The following is a 23404-nucleotide window of genomic DNA, read 5'->3' on the forward strand; positions in this document are numbered from 1 at the left end:
CGGGCTCGCTCAGCTGCCGTGAGATCCGTGGTTGATCTTGACGGTGCTGAACTGGTTCTGCGCGGCGTCACCGCCGAGGCTGTCGTAGACGCACCACTGGATGTAGGCCGAGCCTGCGTCCAGCGTCCCGAACACGGGCTTGACGGTGATGCGGCTGACGTGCCAGCGCCCGTCACAGTCCAGCGTCATGCCCGCCGGGTCCTGCCCGAAGTAGTAGTTCGTGTCGTACCAGGCGCTGGCGTAGTTGCTGGTGGTGTGCTCGGCGTCGATGCCGGGCCCCTGCTTGACCGACACCCACAGGTGGGTGCCGGGCTGCCCGCCCGAGCAGCGGTACTTGCCCAGCACCGTCGCGCTGCTGCCGTCGGCCGACAGGAAGACGTTGTCGTTGACCCAGGCGATCTCGGGCTGGGTGTTCTGGGCAGGCGCCGCCGCCGCGGGGGCCGCCAGGCCCAGCACCGCGCCCGCGGTGGCCACAGCGGCTAGTGCTGCTCGCTTCATCATGGGATTCTCGGTTCCTCTCTGGTGGGTTGACATCCTTGCGTCACAAGGGGTGTTGGCTCACTGGTCGCCGGACGCTCCGGCTGGAAAATGAGTTCTACGCCACTGGCGCCCAGTGCCTGGATGAGCTGGGCCGACGGCTGGAAGGGGCCGCCGGAGCGGTCCAGGCCGGTGTCGTGCGCCAGGGCAGCCAGCGCCTCGTCCAGCTCCTCGGCCGGTGTCTGGACGATCAGCAGACGGGCGCCGGCGCTGTCGGTGCTGAACGACCTGCTCAGCCCCCTGGGGATGTAGACGCAGGCGCCCAGCTCCAGGCCGGCCAGCCGCCGCTCGCCGACGGTGATGGTGACGGGGCCGCTGAGGACGTAGACCGCCTCGTCGCAGCGATGGTGCACGTAGGCCGGACGATTCGTGGCGGTGGACAGCCGGACGGACAGGCAGCACAGGGCGCCAGCGGACAGGGACGCGGCAAGCACCTCGGTGACCACATCGCCCCAAGGCGTGGCGGTACCCGCCAGGTCGTCCGGGATGTACACCGCCTGCCGTGCCGTCATGGTCACTGCTCGCTCCTTGGCCGCTGAAGTCGTCTCCCAGCCTGCGTGGGCGGGCGCCGATGCGGAACGCTCAGTACCCGCACACTGCCCACACAAACCGCCTTGTGTTACTCCGGATGCGCTGTGCCAGGAATGTGCCGTGGCGCAAAGGGCTGTTGCAGGAAGTAGCCGACCCATTACATGACCTTGGTTCCTAGGATGGATTTCGTGCTGACCCGCCCTGAGTCCTCCGCAGCCGTCAGCTCGTTCGGTGAACGGCTGCGGATCCTGCGCCAGGCAGCGCAACTCACTCAGGACGACCTTGCCGAGCAGGCCGGGCTGAGCACGAACGGCGTCAGCGCGCTCGAGCGCGGCACCCGCCGGCGCCCGCACCCGCACACCGTGCGCAGCCTGGCCGAGGCGTTGCGGCTGTCGGACTCCGAGCGGGACTGGCTGATCGCGCCGTTGCGGAGCAACGGCTCCGGCGACGACGGCCAGACCCGAACCGGCGGCCAGACCCGAACCGGTGATCAGGCCGAGGCCGGTGATCAGGCGGGCGAGGCGGCGTCGCCGGCGCGCGGCCTGCCGGCCCCCTTGACGCCGCTGGTGGGCCGCGACGCCGAGCTGGCCGACGTCCTGGAGATCATCACCCGGCGCGACTGCCGGCTGCTCAGCCTGACCGGCCCCGGCGGCGTGGGCAAGACCAGGCTGGCTGTCGAGGTGGCCGAGCGCGCCGCGCCGAATTTCGCCGACGGGGTGGCGTTCGTGCCGCTGGCGCCGGTGTCTGACCCGGCGGCGGTGCCGGCGGCCATCGCGCGGGAACTGGGTCTGCGAGAACTGGGCTCGGCGACCTCGGACCCCGAGGCCGCGGCCGCCGCGCTGGTCGAGCAGCTCCGGACGTTGGAGCTGTTGCTGGTGCTGGACAACTTCGAGCAGCTGCTCGACGCCGCCCCGACCGTGACCACCCTGCTCGCCGGCGCTCCCGGCGTCAGCGTGCTGGTCACCAGCCGGGCGGCGCTTCGGGTGCGCGGTGAGCAGGAGCGCGGCGTTCCCCCGCTGAGCCTGCCGCCCTCGACGCAGGCAGCCGTCCCGGCAGAGGTCAGCGCCTCGCCGGCCGGCGAGCTCTTCCTCGCCCGGGCCAGGGCAGTCCTGCCGTCCTTCGAGCTGACCGAGACCACCGCCGGCGACGTCGCCGCGATCTGCTGGCGGCTGGCGGGCCTGCCGCTGGCCCTGGAACTGGCCGCCGCGAACCTGACGCTGCTGTCGCCGGCGGACCTGTTGCAGCGCCTGGACCAGGCGCTGTCCACCGGGTGGACCCGGGATCTGCCGGCTCGCCAGCGCGGGCTGCGCACGACTCTGGACTGGAGCTACCAGCTGCTCGACCCGGCTGCCCAGGCGCTGCTGCCCAGGCTGGCCGCGTTTGCCGGTGGCTTCGGCCTCGACGCCGCCGAGGCGGTCGCGGCGGGCAAGCTGGCACCGCGGGAGGTGCTGCCCGCATTGCGCAGCCTGGTCGAGCACTCCTTCGTCACGGTCGAGCGCGACGCCCAGAGCCGGGTCCGCTACGGCATGCTCGAGCCCATCCGCCAGTACGCCGAGTCGCTGCTGGGCGAGGCCGACCGGCCGGCCGTGCTGGCCGCCCACGCGCAGTACTACCTGGCGCTGGTCGAAGAAGCCGGCCCGGCGTTGCAGACCGGCGCCCAGGTCGAGTGGCTGGGCCGGCTCGAGCGCGAGGACGACAACATCAGGCGTGCCATCTCGCACTCGCTGGATGCCGGCGATGCCGACACCGCGGCCCGGATGTGCTGGTCGATGTGGTTGGCCTGGTGGATGCGCGGCGGTGACCAGCAGGGCCAGGAATGGGTCGAGGCGGCGTTGCGGGAGCAGTTGAGCGACGACGTCCGGGCTCGCGCCGCGACGGCCGCCGCCTGCCTGAGTTACGTCCAGAGCGACTATGAGACCGCCCGGGCGCGCTGGCAGGAGGCCTGGGAGCTGTCCCGGCGTACCGGTGACCTCGGCATGCAGGCCAACGCCGTCGCGGGCCTCGGCCTGGTGCCACTGGCGACCGGTGACCTGGACCGCGCCGAGGCCTTCCTCCAAGACGCGCTGCGGATCGCCGAGCAGGCCGCCGCGGACTGGCTGCACTCGCTCGTGCTGGTCTGGTTGGGCACCGTCCGGCTGGTCCGCGGCGATGCGGTGACCGCGACCGGGCTGTTCGAGCGCGGTCTGGCCTTGGCGCGCAAGCGAGCGGATCGGCTGGTCAGCTACATCGCGCTGTACAACCTGGCCCAGGCCGCCACCGCAGCCGGCCAGCTCGATTCCGCCGCTGAGCTGCTGCGCGAAGGCGTGGCGCTGTCACAGGAGACCGGTGACCGGGCCAACATCGCTTACTTCCTGGACGCGCTCGCCGTGGTGGAGGGGCAGGCGGGCCGATGGGAACGCGCGGCGCTGCTGATGGGAGCGGCCCAGTCCACCCTCGCCGGCTCCTTCGGCAGCGGCTACAACTACTACCTGCCCGACCTGGAGCTGAAGGACCGGACCATCGCGCAGGGCAGGCTGGCCATCGGCGAGGCGTTCGAGCAGGCACTGCGCCGGGGGCAGAACCTGCCGACCACGGCGGCGGTGGAGCAGGTGTTCACCGCCCACCTGTGACGGTGCGAGCGCTCAGGCGCCCACGGTGCTGGGATCGCCCGCGGTGTCCTCGGCCGCGACCGGCGCGGCGACGGCCAGCACCGGATCGGGCGTGCCCCGCTGGCCGGCAGCCATGGTGGCGAAGGCCGTGCCGACCCCGGCAGCCAGCGCGGTGAGCGCCCACAGGGTGCCCTTGCGCTCCCTGCCGAGGTAGTGGTCCAAGGACAGGGCTCCAGGTCCGGTCTCGACCAGCGCGGTCAGCGCGCCGATGATCACCGCGTTGTACTCCCAGCCCCCATTGGCCACCCAGGGCCCGTTGGGCAGGTGGACCTTGCTGATCGCGGTGGTCATCACGCCGGTCAGGCCGGCCGCCGCCAGCGGGGTGCCCAGGCCGGCCACCAGCATGGCGCCGCCGGCGGTCTCGGTGACCCCGGCCAGGGTGGCGTGCAGCTTGGCCGGACGCATCTGCAGGGACTCCATCATCCCCTCGGTGCCGCTGCGGCCCGGGCCGCCGAACCAGCCGAACAGTTTCTGGGTGCCGTGGCCGATGAACAGACCACCTAGGACCGCACGCGCCGCCAGTCGTCCCACACTCATGCTCGTACTCCCGTGTCGCTTCGAGGGGTCCCAGTGCTGTTCACAGGGGCGGCGGGGTGACTCACCTCTCACCGGTCCTGCCCACGTTACCGCCTTGCGGGCGGCTGTCTACGGTCTGCGCGGGCGGTTCCACGGCGACCGGGGACGTTTGTGGGGGCAGCCCCCGGAAGTTACGGTGGGATCACGGGCCCTTGGTCCCCGCGGATCAACAGCGATCCGGCGTGCGCCGCGAGGTGCGCATCGCTTCCTCCTCCTTGGAGTTCCTGTGCTCTTCAACACTGTTACGCGCTCGATGCATGACGTCGGTCTGGCGGCCTGGTTCGGCGGCACGCTGGCCAACGCGGTAGCCCTCAATCGCGCCGCCGGCGAGGCGGGCGACGCCAGCTCGGCCGGCGCGGTGGCCAATGCCGGTTGGGACCGCTGGACGCCGGTGAACGCCGCCGCGATCGGCGCGCACCTGATCGGCAGCGTCGGTCAGCTGGTGAGCAACAGCGACCGGTTGGCCGCCCAGCAGGGCGTGGCCACCATGTCGATGATCAAGACCGGAGTGACCGCCGCGGCGCTGGCTGCCACCGGCTACTCCCGGATTCTTGGTCGCAAGGTCTCGCAGTACCACGCGGTGCCGGCCTCTGACGCCACCACGCCGACCGCCGGCACCCCGGCCGAGGTGGCCGCCGCCCAGAAGCAGCTTGCCGCGTTGCAGTGGGCGGTTCCGGCGCTTACCGGCGTGCTCGTCCTGATCAGCGCCTACGCGGGTGAGCAGCAGCGGCCGCACGCGGTGCTGGGCGGGCTGACCCGCAGGCTAAGCCTCTCCTAGCCCGGCCCCGGGGGCACGAAGCTCGGCCCGCGGCACAGGGCTCCCCACGGGAAAGGCTCCCCCGGCCAGGCACAGCCCGGCTGGCCGACCGGTCGGCGATGACCGCTGACCGGTCGCCAGCCGGTCAGGAACGCTTGGACACCGGCACCACGTAGCGGTTGAACATCAGATCGCGCAGCACGTCGTCGCCGGCTTCCACGATGGACACGTACCGCACGTCGCGCACCAGCTTGCCGATGACCGCCTCATGGGTGTAGCCGAGGCCGCCGAACATCTCCGAAGCGGCTGAGGCGATCTGCCAGCCGGTCTGCCCGCAGAACATCTTGGTGGTCAGCGCCGACTTCAGGGTGCCCACCCGCAGGAACTCCTCACCGGCGTCCGGCCGGCTCGCGATCGCGTCATAGTCACGGGCCGCCGCCTCGCACTGGTTGGTCATCACCTCGATCAGCATCTCGAACTGGCCGAGTTTGGCGGCGAAAACCGGGTTGTTGGCCAGTGGCGCGCCCTTGACTGACTTGGTCTTGGCGTAATCCATGCAGACGTCGCGCACCCGGCGGGCGATGCCCAGCGCGGTGCTGGCAATCAGGATCCGGCTGGCGTTCAGGCCGACCTCCAGCAATCGCAGGCCGTTTCCCTTCAACGCGTTGCCGGCCGGCACCCGGCAGTCGGTGAGGCTGATCTGGTAGGTCCCCGAGGAGCGCAGGCCGATCATGTCCCAGCGCTTGTCGACGGTGATCCCCGCGGTCTCGCGCGGCACCAGCACGGTCAGGAACTCCGAGGTGCTGCCCTCCACCCTGGCCAGCACGATGAGGAACTGCGCGAAGTCGGCGTCGGTGGAGAATGCCTTCTTCCCGTTGAGGACAAGGCTGTCACCCTCGCGACGCACGGTGGTGGTGATCCGGGCCAGCTCGCTGCCGGCCGCGTGCTCGCTGCCCAGCGTGGCGGCGCAACCGTTCTCGGCGACCATCCTGTTCAGGTGGGCGTCCTTGAGCTCGTCACTGCCGTACCAGCCCAGCATGCTCGTGGTGAGCACCGGGATGAAGAGCGTGAACGCCGCGCCGGCGTCGCCGTAGGCCAGCTCGGTGACGATCTTGACGCTCTCCTGCAGGCCGAAGCCGAGGCCGCCGTACTCCTTGGGCACCCACCAGTTGCCGAGCCCGGTCTCGGCGAAGCGCTGGTAGAGCACCTCGGGCGGCAGCGCCCGGGAATCCAACTGCTGCTCCTGCCCGATCAGCTCGCGGCGGGCGAAGGACTGGACGGTGCGGACGTACTCAGGCGCTCTCATCTGAGTCCGCCCTGTCATTGCTCCCGAGCTCGGCCGACGGCGCCTGACCGGTCACCGGTGCCTGATCAGCCGACGGTGCCTCATCAGCCGACGGTGCCTCATCAGCCGCTGGCGCCTGATCGGTCGCCGGCGCCGGCGGTGAGTCGATCAGCTGGGCGAGTTGCCGGACGGTGGGGCACTCCAGCAGTCCGGTGACCGGGATGGCGGCGTTGAGCGCCTTGCGGATCCGGGCGGTGAGATCGATGGCGATCAGCGAGTGGCCGCCGAGCTCGAAGAAGTTGTCGTCGGCGCCGATCGGCTCGATGCCCAGGGCCCGCGACCAGATCTCGGCGAGGGTGGCCTCGGTGCCTTCCCGCGGCGCTGTGAACGGGGTGTCGAGCTCCGGACGCGGGTAGCGCTCGCGGTCATCGGCCACCGCGTCGTCGTCACCGCCGTGCAGGTCTCCGGTGACCCACTTGTCCAGCCGGGTGCCCAGCGGGCCGGTGGAGATGACCAGCTGGCCGACATGCGCGCCGGCCGCCAGGGTGCGCTCGAACACGTCGAGTGCCTCGGCGGGCACCATCGCGTAGTCGGTGACGCCCTGGCTGTGCCCCTTCAACCGGTCCGGGTCGATGTTCCAGGTGTCCCAGTCGATCGTGATCCAGCGCCCGGCGTCGGAGGCCCGGGCCACCTGGCAGTAGGCGTCCAGCGCGGCGTTGGCCGAGGCGTAGGGCCCGAGCGTCATGCCACCGAGCACGGCGGCCAGCGAGGACATGGTGATCCGCCGGTCCAGCGCCTGGTCGCCCAGCACCTGCTGCAGCACGTGGAAGCCGGTGACCTTGGCGGCGAAATGAGCGTCGCAGCTGGCCCGGTCGGACAGGTGGGCGAAGTTGAAGAACCGGCCGTCCTGCACGCCGGCGCCGTGCACCACCACGTCGATCCGGCCGAAGCGCTCGACCGCGGCGTCGACGACGGCCTGCATCTGGTCGCGGTCGGCGACATCGGCCGACATGGCGATCACCTGCGCGCCGCGCTCTTCCAGATCGAGAATGCTGGTGATGTGGCGGGCTGTTCGCTCGCCGCCCTCGGGCACCTCTGCCAGGAACTGCTGCCACTGCTCGCGCGGCGGCAGCGGCGAGCGCGCCGTCAGCACCAGGTTGCAGTGGTAGCGGCTTGCCAGGTGCCGCCCGATCACCAGGCCGACGTCGCCGAGACCGCCGGTGATCAGCACGGTGTCACCCTCGCCGACCGGGGCGTCGAGCTCTGTCGGCTCCTCCAGCGGCAGCGGCTGATAGCGACGCAGCCAGGTCTGGCCGGCCCGGACAGCGACCGGGCCCTCGTGGGCGGTCACCGTCGCGGCCAGCACCTCATCGGCCATCCGGACCAGGGCGCCGGCGTTGAGCCGAGGCGCCTCGTCGACGTCGATGCACCGGCTGCGCAGCCGGGGGTTCTCCTGCGCGAGGCTGGGAGCCAGCGCTGCCAGGCTGGAGTGCTCGGGGTGCAGCAGGTCCGAGCCGAGCACACCGACCGCTCCTGAGGTCAGCAGCACCAGTTCGGTGCGCGGCGCGGTGCCGCTGTCGTCCACGAGCTGGCGGGCCAGCGAGAGCGCCGAGTGGAATCCGCGCTCCTGCTCGGCCTCGAAGTGCCCGATCGGATCGGCCGGATCGGCCTCGGAGCTGGCCAGGCTGAACCCGTGCACGATGACCCGGGGGCTTACCAGCAGCGAGCTGATCAGCTCGGCCATGTCCTGCGGGGCGTCCAGCGCGATCCGCACGTTGCCGGCGTCGTCGCGCTCGAAGCTCTGGCCCGGACGGACCGCGGTCACCTCGGCGCCGGCGGCCTCCAGCCGCTGGATCAGCGCCTCGCCCCGGGCCTCTGCCGACAGCACCAACCAGGGTCCGGCCAGCCGCAGCTGCTCGTCGAGGTTGGCGACCCGTCGTGGCTGCAACTGCCAGGTGGGCTGATAGGTCCACTGCGAGCGGTCGAAACTCCGGGTCAGGGTGGTGGGAGCTGACCACCAGACGTTCGGGATCTCGACCTTGGTCTTGGTCTCGACCCAGTACCGCCGGCGCTGGAAGGCATAGGTGGGCAGCTCGAGGCGGCGCCCTTCGCCCTGGTGCAGCGTCGGCCAGTCGATGCTGCTGCCGGCCTGCCACAGCCGGGCAAGGGTGGCCAGCAGCCACCCGGCGGCTGACTCGCCGTCATTGCTGGGAGCGACCAGCACCTCCTCGACCGTGCCGGAGTCCTCGGCCTCGTCCTGGGTCAGTCGAACGCCCAGGCCGGTCAGCGCGGCGGCGAGCTTGCCGAGCGCGCTGTCGCGGTCAACCGCGCTGTCGCCGGCGGCGCCTCGCAGCCGGTCGGCGACCGAGGCCAGCTCGGCCCACCAACCCTCGGGCTGGGAGTCGCCGGCCTGCAGCCGCACCTTCGGGTTGCGCCGCTGGGTCTTGCCCTCGATCCAGCGGGTCGAGTCGGCGAGTGCCTCCAGGGCGTCGGCGCTGTCCTGGCACACCACGGCCCGGCGCAGCGCGAACGCCCCGCGCGAGACCTGCAGCGTGTACGCCACGTCGGCGAGGTCGGCGTCCGGATTGGCTATCAGGTACTGGCGCAGGTTCTCGCCGATCTCGTTGAGCGCCTTGTCCTCCAGCCCTGAGAAGGTCAGCAGGTGCGGCCCGTCCCGGTGCGGGCGAGCCGGCCGGGTCGGCGGCTCCTCCAGGATGACGTGGGCGTTCGTGCCGCCCAGGCCGAAGGAGTTGACGCCGGCGCGGCGGGGATGCGCTCCCTCAGGCCACGCCTGGTGCTCGGTGAGCACCGTGAACCGGTCCTGGGCGGTGGCCAGCGCCGGGTTCGGGCTCTGGTAGTTGGGAGTGGCCGGCAGCACGCCGTGCTTGACGTTCAACGCCGCGCGCATCAGCCCGGTGACGCCCGAGGCGCGGTCCAGGTGGCCGATGCTGGGCTTGAGGGTGCCGAGCACGCAAGGGGATTCGCGATCGAGGGCGAAGGCCCGGTTCAGGGCGGACAGCTCGATCGAGTCACCCAGGGTGGTTCCGGTGGCGTGGCACTCGACGTAACCGATGGTGTCGGGCTTCACCCCGGCGACGCCCATCGCCAGCTCCATCACCTCGGCCTCGCCCTCGACCCCGGGCGCGGTGTAACCGGCCCTGACCCGGCCGTCGTTGTTGACCGCCGAGCCGAGGATCACCGCGTGGATGATGTCGCCGTCGGCGAGCGCCTCCGACATCCGCTTGAGGGTGACGGCTCCGACGCCGCTGCCCATCACGGTGCCGTTGGCTTCGGAGTCCAGGCTGCGGACGATGCCGTCCGGCGAGGTGATGCCGCCCTGCACGTAGAGGTAGCCCGAGGGCTGGGGCAGCGGGATGTAGGCGCCGCCGGCCACCGCGATGTCGCACTCGTAGGTGAGCAGGCTCTGGCAGGCCAGGTGCACGGCCACCATCGAGGTGGAGCAGAACGTCTGCACCGCTATCGCCGGGCCGCGCAGGCCGAGCTTGTAGGAGACCAGCGAGGCCAGCGAGTCACGCTCGTTGCCTACCGCCAGCAGCAACGCGCCGCCGGGCTCGGAGGCCAGCGCCTCCATGTTCTGCACGATGTAGTCCGGAAAGCCGCAGCCACCGAAGACCGCCACCTGGCCGGGCGTGCCGGTCGGGCAGTAGCCGGCGCTCTCGATCGCCTCCCAGGAGCACTCCAGGAACAGCCGGTGCTGCGGGTCCATCGTCTCGGCCTCGCGCGGGTTGATCCCGAAGACCGCGGCGTCGAAGAGGTCGGCGTCACTGACCGAGCCACCGACCCGGACGTAGCGCGGGTCGGCCAGTTGGCCGGGATCGATGCCGGCCGCGGTCAGCTCCTCGTGGCTGAACTCGCGCAAGCCCGGAACTCCGGCGAGGACGTTGCGCCAGAGCTCATCGACGCTGCGCGCGCCGGGGAACCGGCCGGACATCCCGATGAGTGCGATCGCCGAGCTGTAGTCCGTTTCCGTCATGGCATTCTCCTGCTCCGAAGCGTGCTGCGCCGCTGCTCGATCCGAGACCTCTGCTGGTCATCGGCCTGCGTGGCCTGTGGGTCTTGCTGGTCATCGGTTTCTTGTCCGGCGGTCGCGGCTGCCGCCAGCGCCGCCACGGTGGGCGCCTCGTAGAGCAGGTGCGGCGGCAGGTAGGCGATCTCCAACGCCTTGCGCACCTCGGCGATGATCTCCATGCCGATCAGTGAGTTGCCGCCGAGCTCGAAGAAGTTGTCGTGCACGCCGACCTGCTCCAGGCCCAGGGCCTCGCCCCAGACCCCGGCGATCGCCTGCTCGGCCACGGACTGCGGTTCGACGTAGGAGGTGGAGAGCTCCGGACGGGGCGAGCGGCCGAGGGCGTCCCGGGCCTTCTTCACCGTGGCGGAGTGGCTGGCGATCGAGGACCGCCGGCTCATCTTGACCAGGGTCGGGAAGTCCTGGGTGGAGATCACCACGTGGGTCTGACCGGCGGCCAGCACCCGCTGCAGCGTCTGCCAGCCGTCGTCGAAGGAGACCCCGAACCTGGCCCGGTAGTCCTGGAAGAACTGGATGGATCCCTCGTCGTAGTTCTCCAGGCCGGTGGTCCAGCCGTTCCAGGTCCACTCGCCCCAGTCGATCGCGCTCACCAGGCAGCCCGGGATCGGCTCGCTCTGGGCGAAGGCGTCGAGGTAGGCATTGGCAGCGCAGTAGTCGACCTGACCCGCGCCGCCACCGGTGACCGACGTCGTGGAGGAGAACAGCGCGATGAAGTCGAGTGAAAGCCCTCGCACGGCTTCGGCGATGGCCAGCGAGCCGGCCACCTTGGGGGCCAGCACCTTGGCGATGTCGGAGGCGGTCTTGAACTGCATCAGCCCGGCTGCCGGAACGCCGGCGCAGTGCAGCACGCCGTCGAGCCGGCCGAACCGCTGGACAGCGGCGTCCACCGCGCCCTTGACGTCGGCGAGGTTGGAGACGTCACCGGCGACGGTGATCACCTCGACCCCGTAGCTGTGCAGTCGCTGCAGGCCTTCCAGCCGGCGGCGGACCTCGGCCGCGGTGTTCGGGGACGCCAGGATCGCCGACCACTGCTCCTGCGGCGGCACCGGCGTGCGGCCCAGCAGCACCAGGCGGGCCTGGTAATCCGCGGCCAGCCGCTCTGCCATGGCCAGGCCGATACCGCCGAGGCCACCGGTGACCAGGTAGCTGCCACCCTGCCGGACGCGGACCGCGGCCGCCGGGTCGGTGGCGCTGGCGGCGTCGAGCACCTCGTACTCCGGCACCCAGCGGCGCCCGCCGCGCAGGGCCACCACCTGGTCGGCCGGCTCGGCGCGCAGCTCGGCCAGCAGGGCCACCGGCGAGCTGGTGGCCGTCGCCAGGTCGATGTCGATCAGCCGGGTCTGCACCTTCGGGTACTCCACCGGGATCAGCCGGCACGGGCCCAGCACGGTGGCGCGCTCGGGCAGCACCTCGTCGCCGGGCAGCACCCGGTGGCTGCCGATGCTGACCACGTCGAGCAGCCAGGGCTCCAGGCCGATGTCACCGGCAGCCCGGGCGAACGCGACCAGCGTGTGCAGGCCCCGCTCCAGGGTGCGCGCGGTGGCGTCAGGGCCGCCGGCCTCGCCGTCCTGCGCCGTCCACAGGTGCACCACGTGCTGCGGCGCGAGCTGGGACTCGGTCAGGTGCAGCAAGGCCGCGGTGGCGTCCTGCGGCGAGCCCGGACGCAGCACGATGCCGTCGCCGCTCACCGAGAACCGCTCGCCGGGGCGGGCGAAGACCACCTGCGCCCCGGTGCTTTCCAGTTGTTTGCGAAGGGTGTCGGCGATGGCGTCGGCGACGCCGTCGTCGGTGAAGACCAGCCAGCGAGCCGCCTCGGCACGCGGCGGTCGAGGAGTGCTCTGCCGCCAGAGCGGCACGCTGATCCACTCGGTGTCGGGCAGCAGCGGCAGCGCGTTGAGCACGCTGACCGCGTCATCGGCGTCGAAGTTCGGTCCGGCGGCGGTGGGTCCGGTGGTGGGCTCGGCCTCCAGCCAGTGGTCCTGGTGCTCGAACGGGTAGGTCGGCAGCGGCACCCGGCCGGGCTGCCAGAGCTCGGCCGCCTCGCTGCCCTTCTGCCCGATCCCGTGCAGGCTCGCCCAGTCGATCGGCACGCCGGTCAGCCACAGCCGGGCGACCGCCTCGGTCAGGCTGAGCAGCGAGTTTCCGCGATCAGCGGCGCCCGGCAGCGTGCGCAGGATCAGCGGCCACTGGCTCTGCTTGCAGTCCGGGTGGCCGCGGGTCAGCGCGCCGAGGGTCTGACCGGGTCCGATCTCGACCAGCGCGAACTCGCCGGCGGCCAGCAGGTTGGCCAGCCCGGCGCCGAACTCGACCGTCTGGCACATGTGCTTGGCCCAGTACTCCGGATCGGTGACCAGGGCCTCGGTCGCCAGCTGACCGGTCACGTTGCTGAGGTAGTCGATGCGAGGGGCGTTGAGGGTGATGTTGTCGGCGATCCAGCCGACCAGTTCGGCCGCGGCCGGAGCCAGCATCCGGGAGTGGAAGGCGTGGCTGGTCTGCAGTCGCTGGCAGCTGATCTCAGCCGTGAGCAGCTTCTGCGCGGCGGCGTCCACCGCCTCGATCGGGCCGGCGAGCACGAGTTGCGAGCCGGTGCGGATCGCCACGTCCAGCTCGTCGAAGCCGCTGCCCAGCACGGCCCGCAACCGGACCTCGTCGGCGGCCACGGCTAGCATCGCGCCCTCGGGGAGCGAGGCGATCAGCTTGGCCCGGTAGGCGACCAGGCTCAGCGCGTCCGGCAGGGACAGCACGCCGGACAGGCAGGCTGCGACGTACTCCCCCAGGCTGTAGCCGAGCATCAGCTCCGGCTGCAGGCCCCAGCGCATCAGCTGGCGTGCCAGGGCGTACTCGGCGACGAAGACCGCCGGCTGGATCAGGTGGGCGTCGGGGGTGGGCTGCCGGGCGGCCTGCGGGCCCTCGCGGCCCAGCATCCTGGCCAGGTCACCGGCGCCGCTGGGCTGGGCGCTGTCGGTGAAGACGTCGGACAGCTGGGCAGGGTTGGTGAGGCCCAGGATTGCGACGCACTCGTCGACCTCGGCGCGGAACTCGGGCTCATCGGCGTACAGCTGCGCGACCATGCCGGGGTACTGCTCGCCGACTCCGGCGATCAGCAGGCCGACCTTGCGCCCGGCGGTGCCGTCGACCCGGCCGAGCAGCCGGGTGGGATCGCCCAGGCCGGTGACCGCGCCGGTGACCGTGTCGGCGAGCAGCACCTTGCGGTGGCTGAAGACCTTGCGCCCCACCTGCAGGGTGTAGGCGACATCGCCGAGGTCGAGGTCAGAAGAACCTTCCAGGCGCTGGGCGAGCCGGTCGCGGGCCTGCTCGAGCGCGGCGGCCGAGCGGGCCGAGATGGGCAGCACCTGCCAGCGCCGGGACCGCGTCGCGCGTACCGGGCTGGTCGGGCTCTCGGTGATGATCGCGTGCGCGTTGGTGCCGCCGGTGCCCAGCGAGCTCAGCCCGGCGACCCGGGGACGCTCAGCGGTGCGCGGCCAGGCGGTGGGCTGGGCGGTGACCCGGAACGGGCTGTTGTCGAAGTCGATCTCCGGATTGGGGGTCTGGAAGTTCAACGTGCCCGGGATCAGCTCGTGCTGCAACGACTGCACCACCTTGATCAGGCCGGTGACACCGGAGGCCCGGTCCAGGTGGCCGACGTTGGGCTTCACCGATCCGAGCAGGCAGTACTGCTTGTCAGCGGTGGCTCCGAAGGCGCTGGTCAGGGCGGCGACCTCCATCGGGTCCCCCACCTCGGTCGCGGTGCCGTGCGCCTCGACGTAGGAGATGTCGGACGGGCGCACGCCGGCGTTGGCGATGGCCGAGGTGACGCACCGGCGCTGGCCGTCCAGGCTGGGCGCCTGGTAGCTGAACTTCAGGGCGCCGTCGTTGTTGATGGCCGAGCCCCGGATGACGGCCAGCACGGTGTCGTGGTCGGCGATCGCCTGGTCCAGGCGCTTGAGCGCCACCACGGCCACCCCGTCGCCGAACATGCTGCCGTGCGCGTCGGCGTCGAAGGTCCGCACGTGCCCGTCAGGCGATGCCTGGTTGCCCTCGTGGTAGAGGTAACCGGTCCGGTCCGGAACCCGGATCGACACGCCGCCGGCCAGGGCCACGTCGCATTCCTCGCGGCGCAGGCTCGCGCAGGCCAGGTGCACCGCGACCAGCGAGGTGGAGCAGAACGTCTGCACCGTCAGGCTGGGACCTCTGAGGTCCAGCCGGTAGGAGACGTTGGTGGCCAGCGCGTCCTTGTCGTTGCCGGCCATCAGGCCGTCGATCTCCACGCTGAGCTGGAAGGCGTTGGGCCGGGTGAGCAGGTAGGTGCTGATGTTCATGCCGGCGAACACCCCTACGGTGCCGCGGCCTTCCGGGGTGCCGTAACCCGATGCCTCCAGCGCCTCCCAGACGCACTCGGTGAAGATCAGCTGCTGCGGGTCGGCGAGGGTGGCCTCGCGGGGGCTGACGCCGAAGAAGCTGGCGTCGAAGCCCCGGATGTCATTGAGGATCGGGCGCGAGCGCACGTAGTCGGGGTTGTTGAAGACCTTGGGGTCCTCGCCGGCCAGCAGCAGGTCCTCGTCGGTGAACTGGGTGAACGACTCGACCCCGTTGCTGATGTTGCGCCAGAAGTCGTGGACGTCATCGGCTCCGGGAAATCGCCCGGACATCCCGATGATCGCGATCTCTGGCTCACGGGGCGACGGCATCGCGTCGGTGTGAACGGTGTGCTGCTCCATGGAACACGGCCCCTATCAGTAACGATCACCGCACATCTGGCCAGATGTGACGTCTCGCGCTTCGGCATGGTGGACGGGTCCGGGATCGCCCGTTGAGGTGACAGCCCGGCGGGCTACAGCAGGCGGGTTCGGCCCCATCCGCGAGCCAGCCGCCGCACCGCGTACACGCCGGCCAGCAGGCCCAGCCCCATCAGGATCGCGGCGGGCACCAGCACGTCGCGGGTGTCACCGCGGACCGCGGCCTGGAACATCGACAGCGCGTAGTACCCCGGAGAGATGTGGGCCAGCGTTCCGGCCCAACCCGGCAGGATGCTCAACGGCACCAGAGCGCCGCCGAGCGAGCTCAGCACCAGCGCGCCCACGTCCGAGATCACGCCGAGCTCGCCCAGGCTGCGGGCGACCGTGGCAAGCGCGGCGCCCATGGCCAGCAAGGAGAAGGTCCAGACGAAGATGGCGAGCGCGACGTAGTGGGGCGAGCGCGGCCACGGGATCCCGATGACCAGGCAGCCGTAGCAGAACAGCAAGCTCTGCTGCAGCAGCATCACCGCGAAGATCGGAAGGGTCTTGCCCAGCAGCATCTCGGTCGCCGAGGCGCGGCTCTGGCGCAGCCGGTCCCAGGTGTGCCACTGCCGCTCGACCAGGATCGAGTTGCCGGCGATGGCGATCGCGAAGACCGAGAACATCACCAGCAGGCCGGTGACCACCTGCACCGCGCCGCCCTCGACCGCCCTGGTGTAGAGCGGCTTGAGCACCACCATCAGGACCATCGGCATCACGATGTAGCTGATCATCTGGCCCGGGTCGCGCAGCCGGATCGTCAGGTTGTGCCGCGTGATCGCCGAGATCCGGTAGACCGAGCCACGCAGGCCGGCCATCGGGCCGGCAGCAGCCGGGGTGTCAAGAAGCATTGTTGACCGCCAGGGACCGGTAGACATCGTCGAGCGATGCGTTACGTAGTTCGACCGCGCTGATCGGGCGGTCGGTGGAGCTGAGCAGTTCGATCAGGGTGACGGTCGGCTCGGTGGTGGAGACCCGCAGGTCCTCCTCGTCCTCGAAGATCACCCGTACCTCGCCCGGGAGTCCCCGGACCAGCTCGTCATAACTGCCCCTGGCGACGATGCGCCCGGCGCGGATGACGGCGATGGTGGCCTGCAGCTCGGTGAGTTCGGGCAGGTAGTGGGTGGTGTAGACCACCGCGGCGCCCTCACCGGCCCGCTGCTTGACGACATCGAGCATCGCCTGCCGGGTCTCCTGATCCGCGCCCGCGGTCGGCTCGTCCAGCAGCAACACCGAGGGCCGGTGGATCAGGGCGGTGGCGGCCTGGGTACGGCGCTGCTGACCACCGGACAGCACGCCGGTGCGCCGGTCCATGATCTCGGTCAGCCGCAGCGCGACCGCGAGCTCGTCGATGGCGTTGGTGAGCGCCTCGCGGCGCAGGCCGGCGAGCCGGCCGAAGAGGTCAAGGTGCTCGCGCACGGTGATCGAGGGGTACAGGCCGATGTGCTGCGGTGTCACCCCGACCTGGCCGCGGGCCTGCGCCGGCAGCCTGCCGTTGATGGTCAGCGTGCCGCTGTCCTGACGGACCAGGCCCGAGGCGATCTCCACGAAAGTGGTCTTGCCCGCGCCATTGTGGCCCACGAGCCCGACGATCTCGCCCGAGGCCACCTGCAAGCTGAACCCGTCGAGCGCGGTCACTGCGCCGTAACGTTTAGTCAAGTCCAGAACTTCGAGCAAGGTGTCACATCCCAGGTAAGTGCACCGACGATGGCGGCGTCTCGTCATCGCCAAATCGGTGCTAGGGCCGCACGAATGTGCTTCGGCGGTACTGCGGCGATCAAGTGATCTGCCAGGAGCAATTCCTAAGATAGGGAAGCCCGCGGGATACCGCTATTGGCAAGAAGTGGTCTGAGAATTTAGGCCATCGGCGTGGCTGGTCCGGGCGCTGACCGCTACCTGTCAGCGCCGGCGTGGCCCGGCGGCCGCCGTCGAGTCGATATCATCGCTGCAGTGCTCGGCGCCGCTCACCTCAGGGTGCGGCTCCCCGCGAACTGGCTTTACCCATACCGTGCGGAGGAACTTCCAATGGACCAGTCACCTGAGCCCCGTCCGGCCGGCGGCGTGCGTGCCTCGGACAGCGATCGGCAGGCAGTCGTCGATCAGCTCAGAACCGCCGTCGACGAGGGCCGGCTCGGGCTGGTCGAGTGGAACGAGCGGGTGGCCCAGGCCTACCAGGCGCGCACCTACGCCGAGCTTGCCGAGGTGGCCGCCGACCTGCCGGCCGCCAAGCGGCCCGCGCCGCCACCCGCGCCCGCGCCGCGGTTGTCCGACACGTCCGCCGGCTTCATCCGGGATCTGCCCATCGCCCTCAAGGTGCTCTGGACGATCTGGTTGAGCGCGGTCCTGATCAACGTGGTGATCTGGGCCATGGTCAGCGCGGCCGGGGACCTGAAGTACTTCTGGCCCGCCTGGGTGGCCGGCCCCAGCGGCGCCGCGCTGCTCGGAGTCTCGATCGGGGTGACGGTGATCGGGCGGAACCGCCGCACGGCGGCCGCCCAGCGGCGCGACTCAGCGGCCCGCCGCCGGCGCTGACCGCGGGAGCCGGCCATCCGCCGGGCTTTCCCGTTGTGGCACAACGCTGATCGGTGCGGCACACCGCTGATCTGTTGCCGCGCGCCGTGGCGCGAAGCCGATCAGTGTCGGTGCAACGCCAGGTCTGACTCCGGGCGTGCCGTCGGCTCGGTCGCCTCCTGCGGCGGCAGGGTCTCCTTGACGCCGTACCGGCCGTAGAGCGCCTGCACGAACGACGGCGCCCACCAGTTGTACCGGCCCAACAGGCGCATGGTGGCCGGCACCAGTATCAGCCGCACCAGCGTGGCGTCGACCAGCAGCGCCACGACCATCCCGACGCCGATCATCTTGATGAAGGTGATGCCCGAGGTCGCGAAGCTGCCGACCACCACGCACAGGAGCACGGCGGCGGTGGAGATCAGCCAGCCGGTGTGCTGCACCCCGCTCTTCACCGCCTCGGTGTTGTCGCCGAGCTCATCCCAGTTCTCGCGGACCCGGGAGAGCAGGAACACCTCGTAGTCCATGGACAATCCGAACAGGATCGCCACCATCAGGATCGGCTGGCTGGACTCGACGTATCCGGTCGGGATGAAGTTGAACAGCCCGGACAGGTGGCCGTCCTGGAAGATCCAGGTCACCGCGCCGAAAGCCGCGCCCAGCGACACCACGTTCATCACGATGGCCTTGAGCGGGACCACCACCGAGCCGAACGCCACTGTCAGCACCACGAAGGTGATCAGGGCGACCAGCAACGCCATCCACGGCAGCCGTTCGGTCAGCGAGTCGAGCTGGTCCATCACGCTCGCGGTGGACCCGCCCACCATCACCTGCGCGCCCGGCGGCGCCGGCAGGTCACGGATCGAGGAGACGATCTGGCGCGCGGGTTCGCTGCTGGCGTCACCGGCATAGCTGACCGTCAACAAGGTGGACCCACCCTGCTGCGCCGCCACCGCGATGTCGGTGACCCCGGGGACGCTATCGACCTGCTGCCTGAAGGCCGCCGCCGCTTCCGGCGCGGCAGAGCTGATCAGCACCCGGATGGGCCGGATGGTGCCGTTCGGGAAGTCGGCGGCCAGCCGGGCCGACACCACCTGGCTCTCGGTGCCGGGCGGCAGCATCCGCTCGTCGATGCCGCCGAAGCGGATGCCCAGGAACGGCATGGTCAACACGGCCAGCAAGGCGACCACGCCGATCAGGTAGAGCACCGGCCGGCGCATCACCTGTCCGGCGATCCGGGCCCACCGGCCGTCTTGCAGCGCGCGGCCGGCGCCGGCCGCGACCGCTCCGGTCACGCTCGCAACCCCCCGCTTGCGCGCCCAGGGCAACCTGAGCGCGTTGACCCGGTGGCCGAGCACCGCCAGCAGCGCCGGCAGCACCGTCAGGCTGGCCACCATCGCCACCAGGACGGCGGCCGCGCCGCCCAGGCCCATCGAGCGCAGCAACACCTGCGGAAAGATCATCAGGCTGGACAGCGCCAGCATCACCAGCACGCCGGAGACCACCACGGTCCGCCCGGCAGTGGCCATCGTGCGGGCCAGGGCCTGCTCGACGCTCGCGTTGGCGTCCAGCTCGTCGCGGAACCGGCTGACTATGAAAAGCCCGTAATCCACGGCCAGTCCCAGGCCCAGGATGGTGATGATGTTGATCGAGAAGATCGACACATCGGTGAACATGGTGATCACCCGGACCAGCGCGAACGCGCCGAGCACCGCGACGGCGCCGATCAGCACCGGCATCAGAGCCGCGACCACGCTGCCGAAGACTACGAGCAGCAGCAGCAGCAGGATCGGCATCGCGATCATCTCGGCCCGCGCGATGTCACTGGGGATCTGGCCGTCGATGTCGAGGTCGACGGCGGTCTGGCCGCCCACCTGGGTGCGCAGACCGGTGGCCGCGAGATTGTCGCGGATCTCCGTCTCGTCATCGTCGGAGGCCTCGGATGACAACCGGATCGCCAGGTAGGTCTGGCGCTTGTCGGTCGACACCATCGAAGGCGAGCCGGTGCTGTAGTAGGAGTTCACCTCGGCCACCGCCGGCGAGGCCTGCAGCCGGGTCGCGACCGCCTCTACCGCGCCGCGGAATTGCGGATCCTCGACCGACAGGGTGTCACTGGAGTAGAGCGCGATGAAGTCGGTGTGCTGCGGTCCGACCTCGGCCAGCACCCGCTCATTGATGCGCTGGGACTCACTTGCCGGGTTGTCCAGGCTGGAGTCGTCGGACAGCGCGTCGAACACCCCGATGCCCCAGACCCCTGAGAATGCGACGAAACCCAGTGTCAGGACCAGTACCAACCACCTGAGCCTGCCAATGACCGTTCCCCACCAAGCGAACATGTTTCGTCCTCCGCACAGCACATCAGTGTCAGGCCCCGGTACCTGAATGGTCCCAGAGAAGTAGGTGGGTCGACAGACCCGCCGCGTGGCCGATAGTTGCCAGTGTCACCAAAGTGACAGTTGCGAGGCCTACAACCAGCCGCGCAACGCCCCGGCGACGTGGCCCAGGGCCACCTCGGAGCGCTCGAAGACCGCGAAATGGCCGCCCGGCAGGGTGTGCAGGGCGAAGCCGGCGCTGGTCTGCTCGTGCCACCGCTGCTGCCACTCGTGCGGCGCGCGGGGGTCCGCGGTGCTGGACAGCACGGTCACCGGCACGTCCAGCGGGGGCTCCGGCTGGTAGGAGTAGGTCTCTTTCACGCTGAAATCGGCCCGGACCGCGGGCAGGATCATCTGCAGCACCTCGGGATCGGCGAGCAGCCAATCCGGGGTGCCGCCGAGCTGGCGCAGCATCTGCACCAGCTGCGGCTGGGTCATCCCCGTCACCGGTGGACCGTCCTCGATCGGGCAATGCGGCGCGACGCAGCCGGAGACGAACAGCTGGACCGGCTGCTCGCCGCCCCGCCGCCGGATCTCGCGCAGCGTCTCGAACGCCACCAGCGCGCCGAGGCTGTGGCCGTAGACGGCGAACGGGCGGCCGGCCGCGGCCTCGGTGATCACGCCGGCCAGGTCGGCGGCCAGCGGCGCCATCTGCTCGTAGGGAGCATCCCGCAGCCGCGCCTCCCGCCCGGGCGGCTGCACCGGCAGCACGTCGACGCCGGGCAACCGGCCCAGCCAGGCCCGGTACGCCGAGGCGCCGCCACCGGCGTGCGGAAGGCAGAACAGCGGCAGGCCACCGAGATCAGGAAAGGCGTGCAAGGGCAGCCAGCGGCTGGTCTGCTGGGCGGCCCGGGTCACGTGAGGATCTCGAGCCGGACGTAGGGCGGCGGCTCCTGCAACGCGTCGAGGTCAGCGCCCAGCACCACCAGGTTGCCGTCCCGGCTCACCTCGCGAAAGCCCGCGAAGGCATAGGTGATCTGCATCATCCGGTTGCGGCCGGTCTCGACGAAGTCGGCGTGCAGGGCGACGCCGGCTTCCTTGGCCAGGGTCATGATGTGGTTCAGCATCACCATGCCCACGCCGCGCGACATCACCCGGCACGACATCAGCATCATCCGCAGCTTCCAGACCTTCTCGCCCTTGTCCACCAGCGCGAGCCCGATCTTGCCGTAGCTGCCGAGCTTGTCGGTGAGCGAGGCGACCAGCAACAGGTGATCCGGCGACTCGCGCACGGCGTCGAGCTCGTCGTAGGAGTAGGTGTGCCCGGTGGAGTTCAGCTGGTTGGTGCGCACCGTGAGCTCCTCGGCGCGCTGCAGGTCCTGCCGCTTGGCGCGCTCGAGGGTGAAGCACATCTCCAGGCTGGCCAGGAACTCGTCGTTGGTGCCGACGAACTCCTCCTCCAGCTCGTCCCGGGCGATCTGGCCGCGGTACATCTCGCGCCGCTGGGCCGACTCGTCGGTGAGGAAGCGGGGCCGGAAGTCCGGGCGCTCCAGTGCCTCGTCCAGCTCCAGGATGTCCACGCAGGTCAGGGCGGGCAACACGTGGTTGACCTCGGCGCGCTCGAACTCCTGGTCATCGACGAAGGCGAACGCGTCCAGGCCCAGGTTGAGCGCCTTGGCGATCAGCTGGATCGAGCTGGACTTGGCGTTCCAGTTGATCTGCGGGTACAGCAGGATCTCATCGAGACCGAACTCCCGCAGCTTGGCCATCGCCACCGCGCGGTCGTTCTTGCTCGCCACCGACTGCAGGATGCCCATCTCATCCAGGCGCTTGATCCGCTCCACCACCCAGGGACGCAGGGTGACCGCCTCGTCCTCGAGCAGCACCCCGTCCCACAGGGTGTTGTCCAGGTCCCACACGATGCACTTGATCCGACCCCGCACCGGCTTGCCGGCCGGTGGGGCAGGAGTCAGGGTGCTCTGCTGGTCAATGCTCACAGGTTCATCTCCCGGTATGCCGCGCCAGCGATGGTGATCCGCTGGACTTCGTTGCTGCCCTCGATGATTTCCATCACCTTGGCGTCGCGGTACAGGCGCGCGACCGGGTAGTCCGGCCCGCACCCGTTCGCGCCATGGATCTGGACCGCTTCGGAGGCGTGTTTGGCGGCCGCGGTGGAGGCGAAGTACTTCGCCACCCAGGTGGCCATGATGGTTGCCGCTTCACCGGCGTCCTTGAGCCGGCCGGCCTCCCCGCAGAGCAGCCGGGCGGCCCGCACGTCGGTGACCATGTCGCTGACCTTGGCTTGGATCAGCTGCAGGTTGCGCAGGGTCGTGCCGCCCACGCTGCGCTGGTTGGTGTAGGACGCGCAGGCTTCCAGGCACGCCTGGATGATCCCGACCGAGCCGACCGCCACGCTGTAGCGCCCGAGGTCCAGGGTGCCGGTCAGCATCATGCCGGCGGTGAAGCCGCTGGGACCGAGCAGCGCGTCCGGACCGAGCCGGACGTCGGTGAACGTGATCTTGCCGAGCATCGACCCGCGGGTGCCGAGGATCTCCGGAATCGGCCGGACCTCGACCCCCGGGGTGTTCCTCGGCACCAGAAAGGCGCCGATGCTGCCGGCGGTGCGGGCGAACACCAGGAACAGATCGGCCCGCTGGCCATTGGTGATCCAGGTCTTGACCCCGTCCAGCACCCAGCCGCCGCCGGACTCCACGGCGCTGGTCCGGATACCGGTGGCGTCGCTGCCGGCCTCAGGCTCGGACAGGCAGAACGCCCCGAGGGTGGCGCCGGTGGCAAGCGGCAGCGCCCACTGCTCGCACTGCGCCGCGCTCCCCCACCGCTGCAGCGCCCAGGCCACCATGGTGTGCACCGTGAGCAGGCTGCGGACCGAGGAGCAACCGCGACCCACCTCTTCGTGCAGGTGGCCCAACGTCACCATGTCCATGCCGGCGCCGCCGAACCGCTCGGGCAGGAACGGCGCCCACATGCCGGCGGCGCTCATCCGCTCGAGCAGCTCCTCGGGCAGCCGACCCGCACGCTCGAAGTCGTTGGCGTACGGGGAGATGTGCGCATCGACGAAGGCACGCGCCGACGCCCGGTCGCCAACCACGCCGACATCCTTGGCGAGGACGACCGAATCAGTCATGCTCACACCTCAACGGGTTGGGATGAGAGCCTGTGCACCAGCTCCGACATCGAGGTGACGGTGCGGAAGTTGTCGATCCGCAGCTCGTCGTTGGGAACGGTGACGGAGAAGGTCTTCTCCACGAACATCACCAGCTCCATCGCGAACAGCGAGTTCACGAACCCGATCTGGAAGATGTCCTCGTCCTCGCCGATCTCCACCTGCGGAAAGCGGCTGTGCAGGAAACCGAGAATCTGGGCATTCGTGTGTTCTGACATTGTCTTCGACTCCTATGTCGGTAAA

Annotated in this window: 16 protein-coding genes; 3 read left to right on the top strand and 13 right to left on the bottom strand. The window is 70.4% G+C overall.

Annotated elements, in window-relative coordinates:
- Nucleotides 1-9: 9 nt before the first annotated feature.
- Together VF557_00415 and VF557_00420 are read right to left on the bottom strand one after the other, a co-directional pair.
- Nucleotides 10-498, bottom strand: coding sequence for a hypothetical protein (locus VF557_00415; protein HEX8078649.1), 489 nt, complete (start codon nucleotides 496-498; stop codon nucleotides 10-12).
- Nucleotides 498-1055 carry a hypothetical protein gene (locus VF557_00420; protein HEX8078650.1) on the bottom strand — a complete coding sequence of 186 codons (558 nt, stop codon included), beginning with the start codon at nucleotides 1053-1055 and terminating at the stop codon, nucleotides 498-500. The genes VF557_00415 and VF557_00420 overlap by 1 nt, the downstream gene beginning before the upstream one ends.
- 201 nt (nucleotides 1056-1256) lie before the next feature.
- Here VF557_00420 and VF557_00425 point away from each other — a divergent pair, with 201 nt between their 5' ends.
- A complete protein-coding gene (locus VF557_00425) occupies nucleotides 1257-3677 on the top strand; it encodes a helix-turn-helix domain-containing protein (protein ID HEX8078651.1) in 2421 nt (806 codons plus the stop codon).
- A 12-nt stretch (nucleotides 3678-3689) separates the two neighbouring features.
- Here VF557_00425 and VF557_00430 read toward each other — a convergent pair whose 3' ends face one another.
- The gene (locus VF557_00430) at nucleotides 3690-4253 is read right to left on the bottom strand and encodes a DoxX family protein (GenBank protein ID HEX8078652.1); all 564 of its coding nucleotides are present in this window, start codon (nucleotides 4251-4253) and stop codon (nucleotides 3690-3692) included.
- A gap of 292 nt (nucleotides 4254-4545) precedes the next feature.
- Between VF557_00430 and VF557_00435 the strand changes: the two genes are divergently transcribed.
- Nucleotides 4546-5070, top strand: a complete 525-nt coding sequence (locus tag VF557_00435; protein HEX8078653.1) for a hypothetical protein — start codon at nucleotides 4546-4548, stop codon at nucleotides 5068-5070.
- A 124-nt stretch (nucleotides 5071-5194) separates the two neighbouring features.
- Here the strand turns inward: VF557_00435 and VF557_00440 are convergent, their stop codons facing one another.
- The 5 genes from VF557_00440 to VF557_00460 all read right to left on the bottom strand — a co-directional run bounded on the left by VF557_00440 (nucleotide 5195) and on the right by VF557_00460 (nucleotide 16795).
- Complete coding sequence (locus tag VF557_00440; GenBank protein HEX8078654.1) at nucleotides 5195-6355, bottom strand: acyl-CoA dehydrogenase family protein; 1161 nt, start codon at nucleotides 6353-6355, stop codon at nucleotides 5195-5197.
- Complete coding sequence (locus tag VF557_00445) at nucleotides 6342-10328, bottom strand: SDR family NAD(P)-dependent oxidoreductase (GenBank protein ID HEX8078655.1); 3987 nt, start codon at nucleotides 10326-10328, stop codon at nucleotides 6342-6344. The genes VF557_00440 and VF557_00445 overlap by 14 nt, the downstream gene beginning before the upstream one ends.
- Entirely contained in the window at nucleotides 10325-15100 is a 4776-nt protein-coding gene (locus VF557_00450; protein ID HEX8078656.1) for an SDR family NAD(P)-dependent oxidoreductase, read from the bottom strand. Before VF557_00450 ends, VF557_00445 begins: the two co-directional genes overlap by 4 nt.
- Nucleotides 15101-15213: 113 nt before the next feature.
- Nucleotides 15214-16008 (bottom strand): ABC transporter permease, encoded by a 795-nt coding sequence (locus VF557_00455; protein HEX8078657.1) that lies wholly within the window; start codon nucleotides 16006-16008, stop codon nucleotides 15214-15216.
- A complete protein-coding gene (locus VF557_00460; GenBank protein HEX8078658.1) occupies nucleotides 15998-16795 on the bottom strand; it encodes an ABC transporter ATP-binding protein in 798 nt (265 codons plus the stop codon). The genes VF557_00455 and VF557_00460 overlap by 11 nt, the downstream gene beginning before the upstream one ends.
- 387 nt (nucleotides 16796-17182) lie before the next feature.
- Between VF557_00460 and VF557_00465 the strand changes: the two genes are divergently transcribed.
- Nucleotides 17183-17689, top strand: coding sequence for a DUF1707 domain-containing protein (locus tag VF557_00465; GenBank protein ID HEX8078659.1), 507 nt, complete (start codon nucleotides 17183-17185; stop codon nucleotides 17687-17689).
- Between the two features lie 101 nt (nucleotides 17690-17790).
- On the opposite strand, the gene VF557_00470 is transcribed toward VF557_00465, so the two are convergent.
- The 5 genes from VF557_00470 to VF557_00490 all read right to left on the bottom strand — a co-directional run bounded on the left by VF557_00470 (nucleotide 17791) and on the right by VF557_00490 (nucleotide 23379).
- Complete coding sequence (locus tag VF557_00470; protein HEX8078660.1) at nucleotides 17791-19959, bottom strand: MMPL family transporter; 2169 nt, start codon at nucleotides 19957-19959, stop codon at nucleotides 17791-17793.
- A 171-nt stretch (nucleotides 19960-20130) separates the two neighbouring features.
- Entirely contained in the window at nucleotides 20131-20895 is a 765-nt protein-coding gene (locus VF557_00475) for an alpha/beta fold hydrolase (GenBank protein HEX8078661.1), read from the bottom strand.
- Nucleotides 20892-21974, bottom strand: a complete 1083-nt coding sequence (locus tag VF557_00480) for an HAD-IIIC family phosphatase (protein ID HEX8078662.1) — start codon at nucleotides 21972-21974, stop codon at nucleotides 20892-20894. The genes VF557_00475 and VF557_00480 overlap by 4 nt, the downstream gene beginning before the upstream one ends.
- Entirely contained in the window at nucleotides 21971-23122 is a 1152-nt protein-coding gene (locus VF557_00485; GenBank protein HEX8078663.1) for an acyl-CoA dehydrogenase family protein, read from the bottom strand. The genes VF557_00480 and VF557_00485 overlap by 4 nt, the downstream gene beginning before the upstream one ends.
- A gap of 2 nt (nucleotides 23123-23124) precedes the next feature.
- A complete protein-coding gene (locus VF557_00490; protein HEX8078664.1) occupies nucleotides 23125-23379 on the bottom strand; it encodes an acyl carrier protein in 255 nt (84 codons plus the stop codon).
- Nucleotides 23380-23404: the final 25 nt, after the last annotated feature.

Origin of the sequence: Jatrophihabitans sp., from assembly GCA_036389035.1 — a bacterium.
Taxonomy (GTDB): domain Bacteria; phylum Actinomycetota; class Actinomycetes; order Mycobacteriales; family Jatrophihabitantaceae; genus Jatrophihabitans_A.

What these genes read in the sequence shown, in the direction of transcription:
- VF557_00415 (HEX8078649.1), bottom strand. Translation starts at nt 498, where the DNA reads ATGAAGCGAGCAGCACTAGCCGCTGTGGCCACCGCGGGCGCGGTGCTG.
- VF557_00430 (HEX8078652.1), bottom strand. Translation starts at nt 4,253, where the DNA reads ATGAGTGTGGGACGACTGGCGGCGCGTGCGGTCCTAGGTGGTCTGTTC.
- VF557_00435 (HEX8078653.1), top strand. Translation starts at nt 4,546, where the DNA reads ATGCATGACGTCGGTCTGGCGGCCTGGTTCGGCGGCACGCTGGCCAAC.
- VF557_00440 (HEX8078654.1), bottom strand. Translation starts at nt 6,355, where the DNA reads ATGAGAGCGCCTGAGTACGTCCGCACCGTCCAGTCCTTCGCCCGCCGC.
- VF557_00445 (HEX8078655.1), bottom strand. Translation starts at nt 10,328, where the DNA reads ATGACGGAAACGGACTACAGCTCGGCGATCGCACTCATCGGGATGTCC.
- VF557_00450 (HEX8078656.1), bottom strand. Translation starts at nt 15,100, where the DNA reads ATGGAGCAGCACACCGTTCACACCGACGCGATGCCGTCGCCCCGTGAG.
- VF557_00455 (HEX8078657.1), bottom strand. Translation starts at nt 16,008, where the DNA reads ATGCTTCTTGACACCCCGGCTGCTGCCGGCCCGATGGCCGGCCTGCGT.
- VF557_00465 (HEX8078659.1), top strand. Translation starts at nt 17,183, where the DNA reads ATGGACCAGTCACCTGAGCCCCGTCCGGCCGGCGGCGTGCGTGCCTCG.
- VF557_00485 (HEX8078663.1), bottom strand. Translation starts at nt 23,122, where the DNA reads ATGACTGATTCGGTCGTCCTCGCCAAGGATGTCGGCGTGGTTGGCGAC.
- VF557_00490 (HEX8078664.1), bottom strand. Translation starts at nt 23,379, where the DNA reads ATGTCAGAACACACGAATGCCCAGATTCTCGGTTTCCTGCACAGCCGC.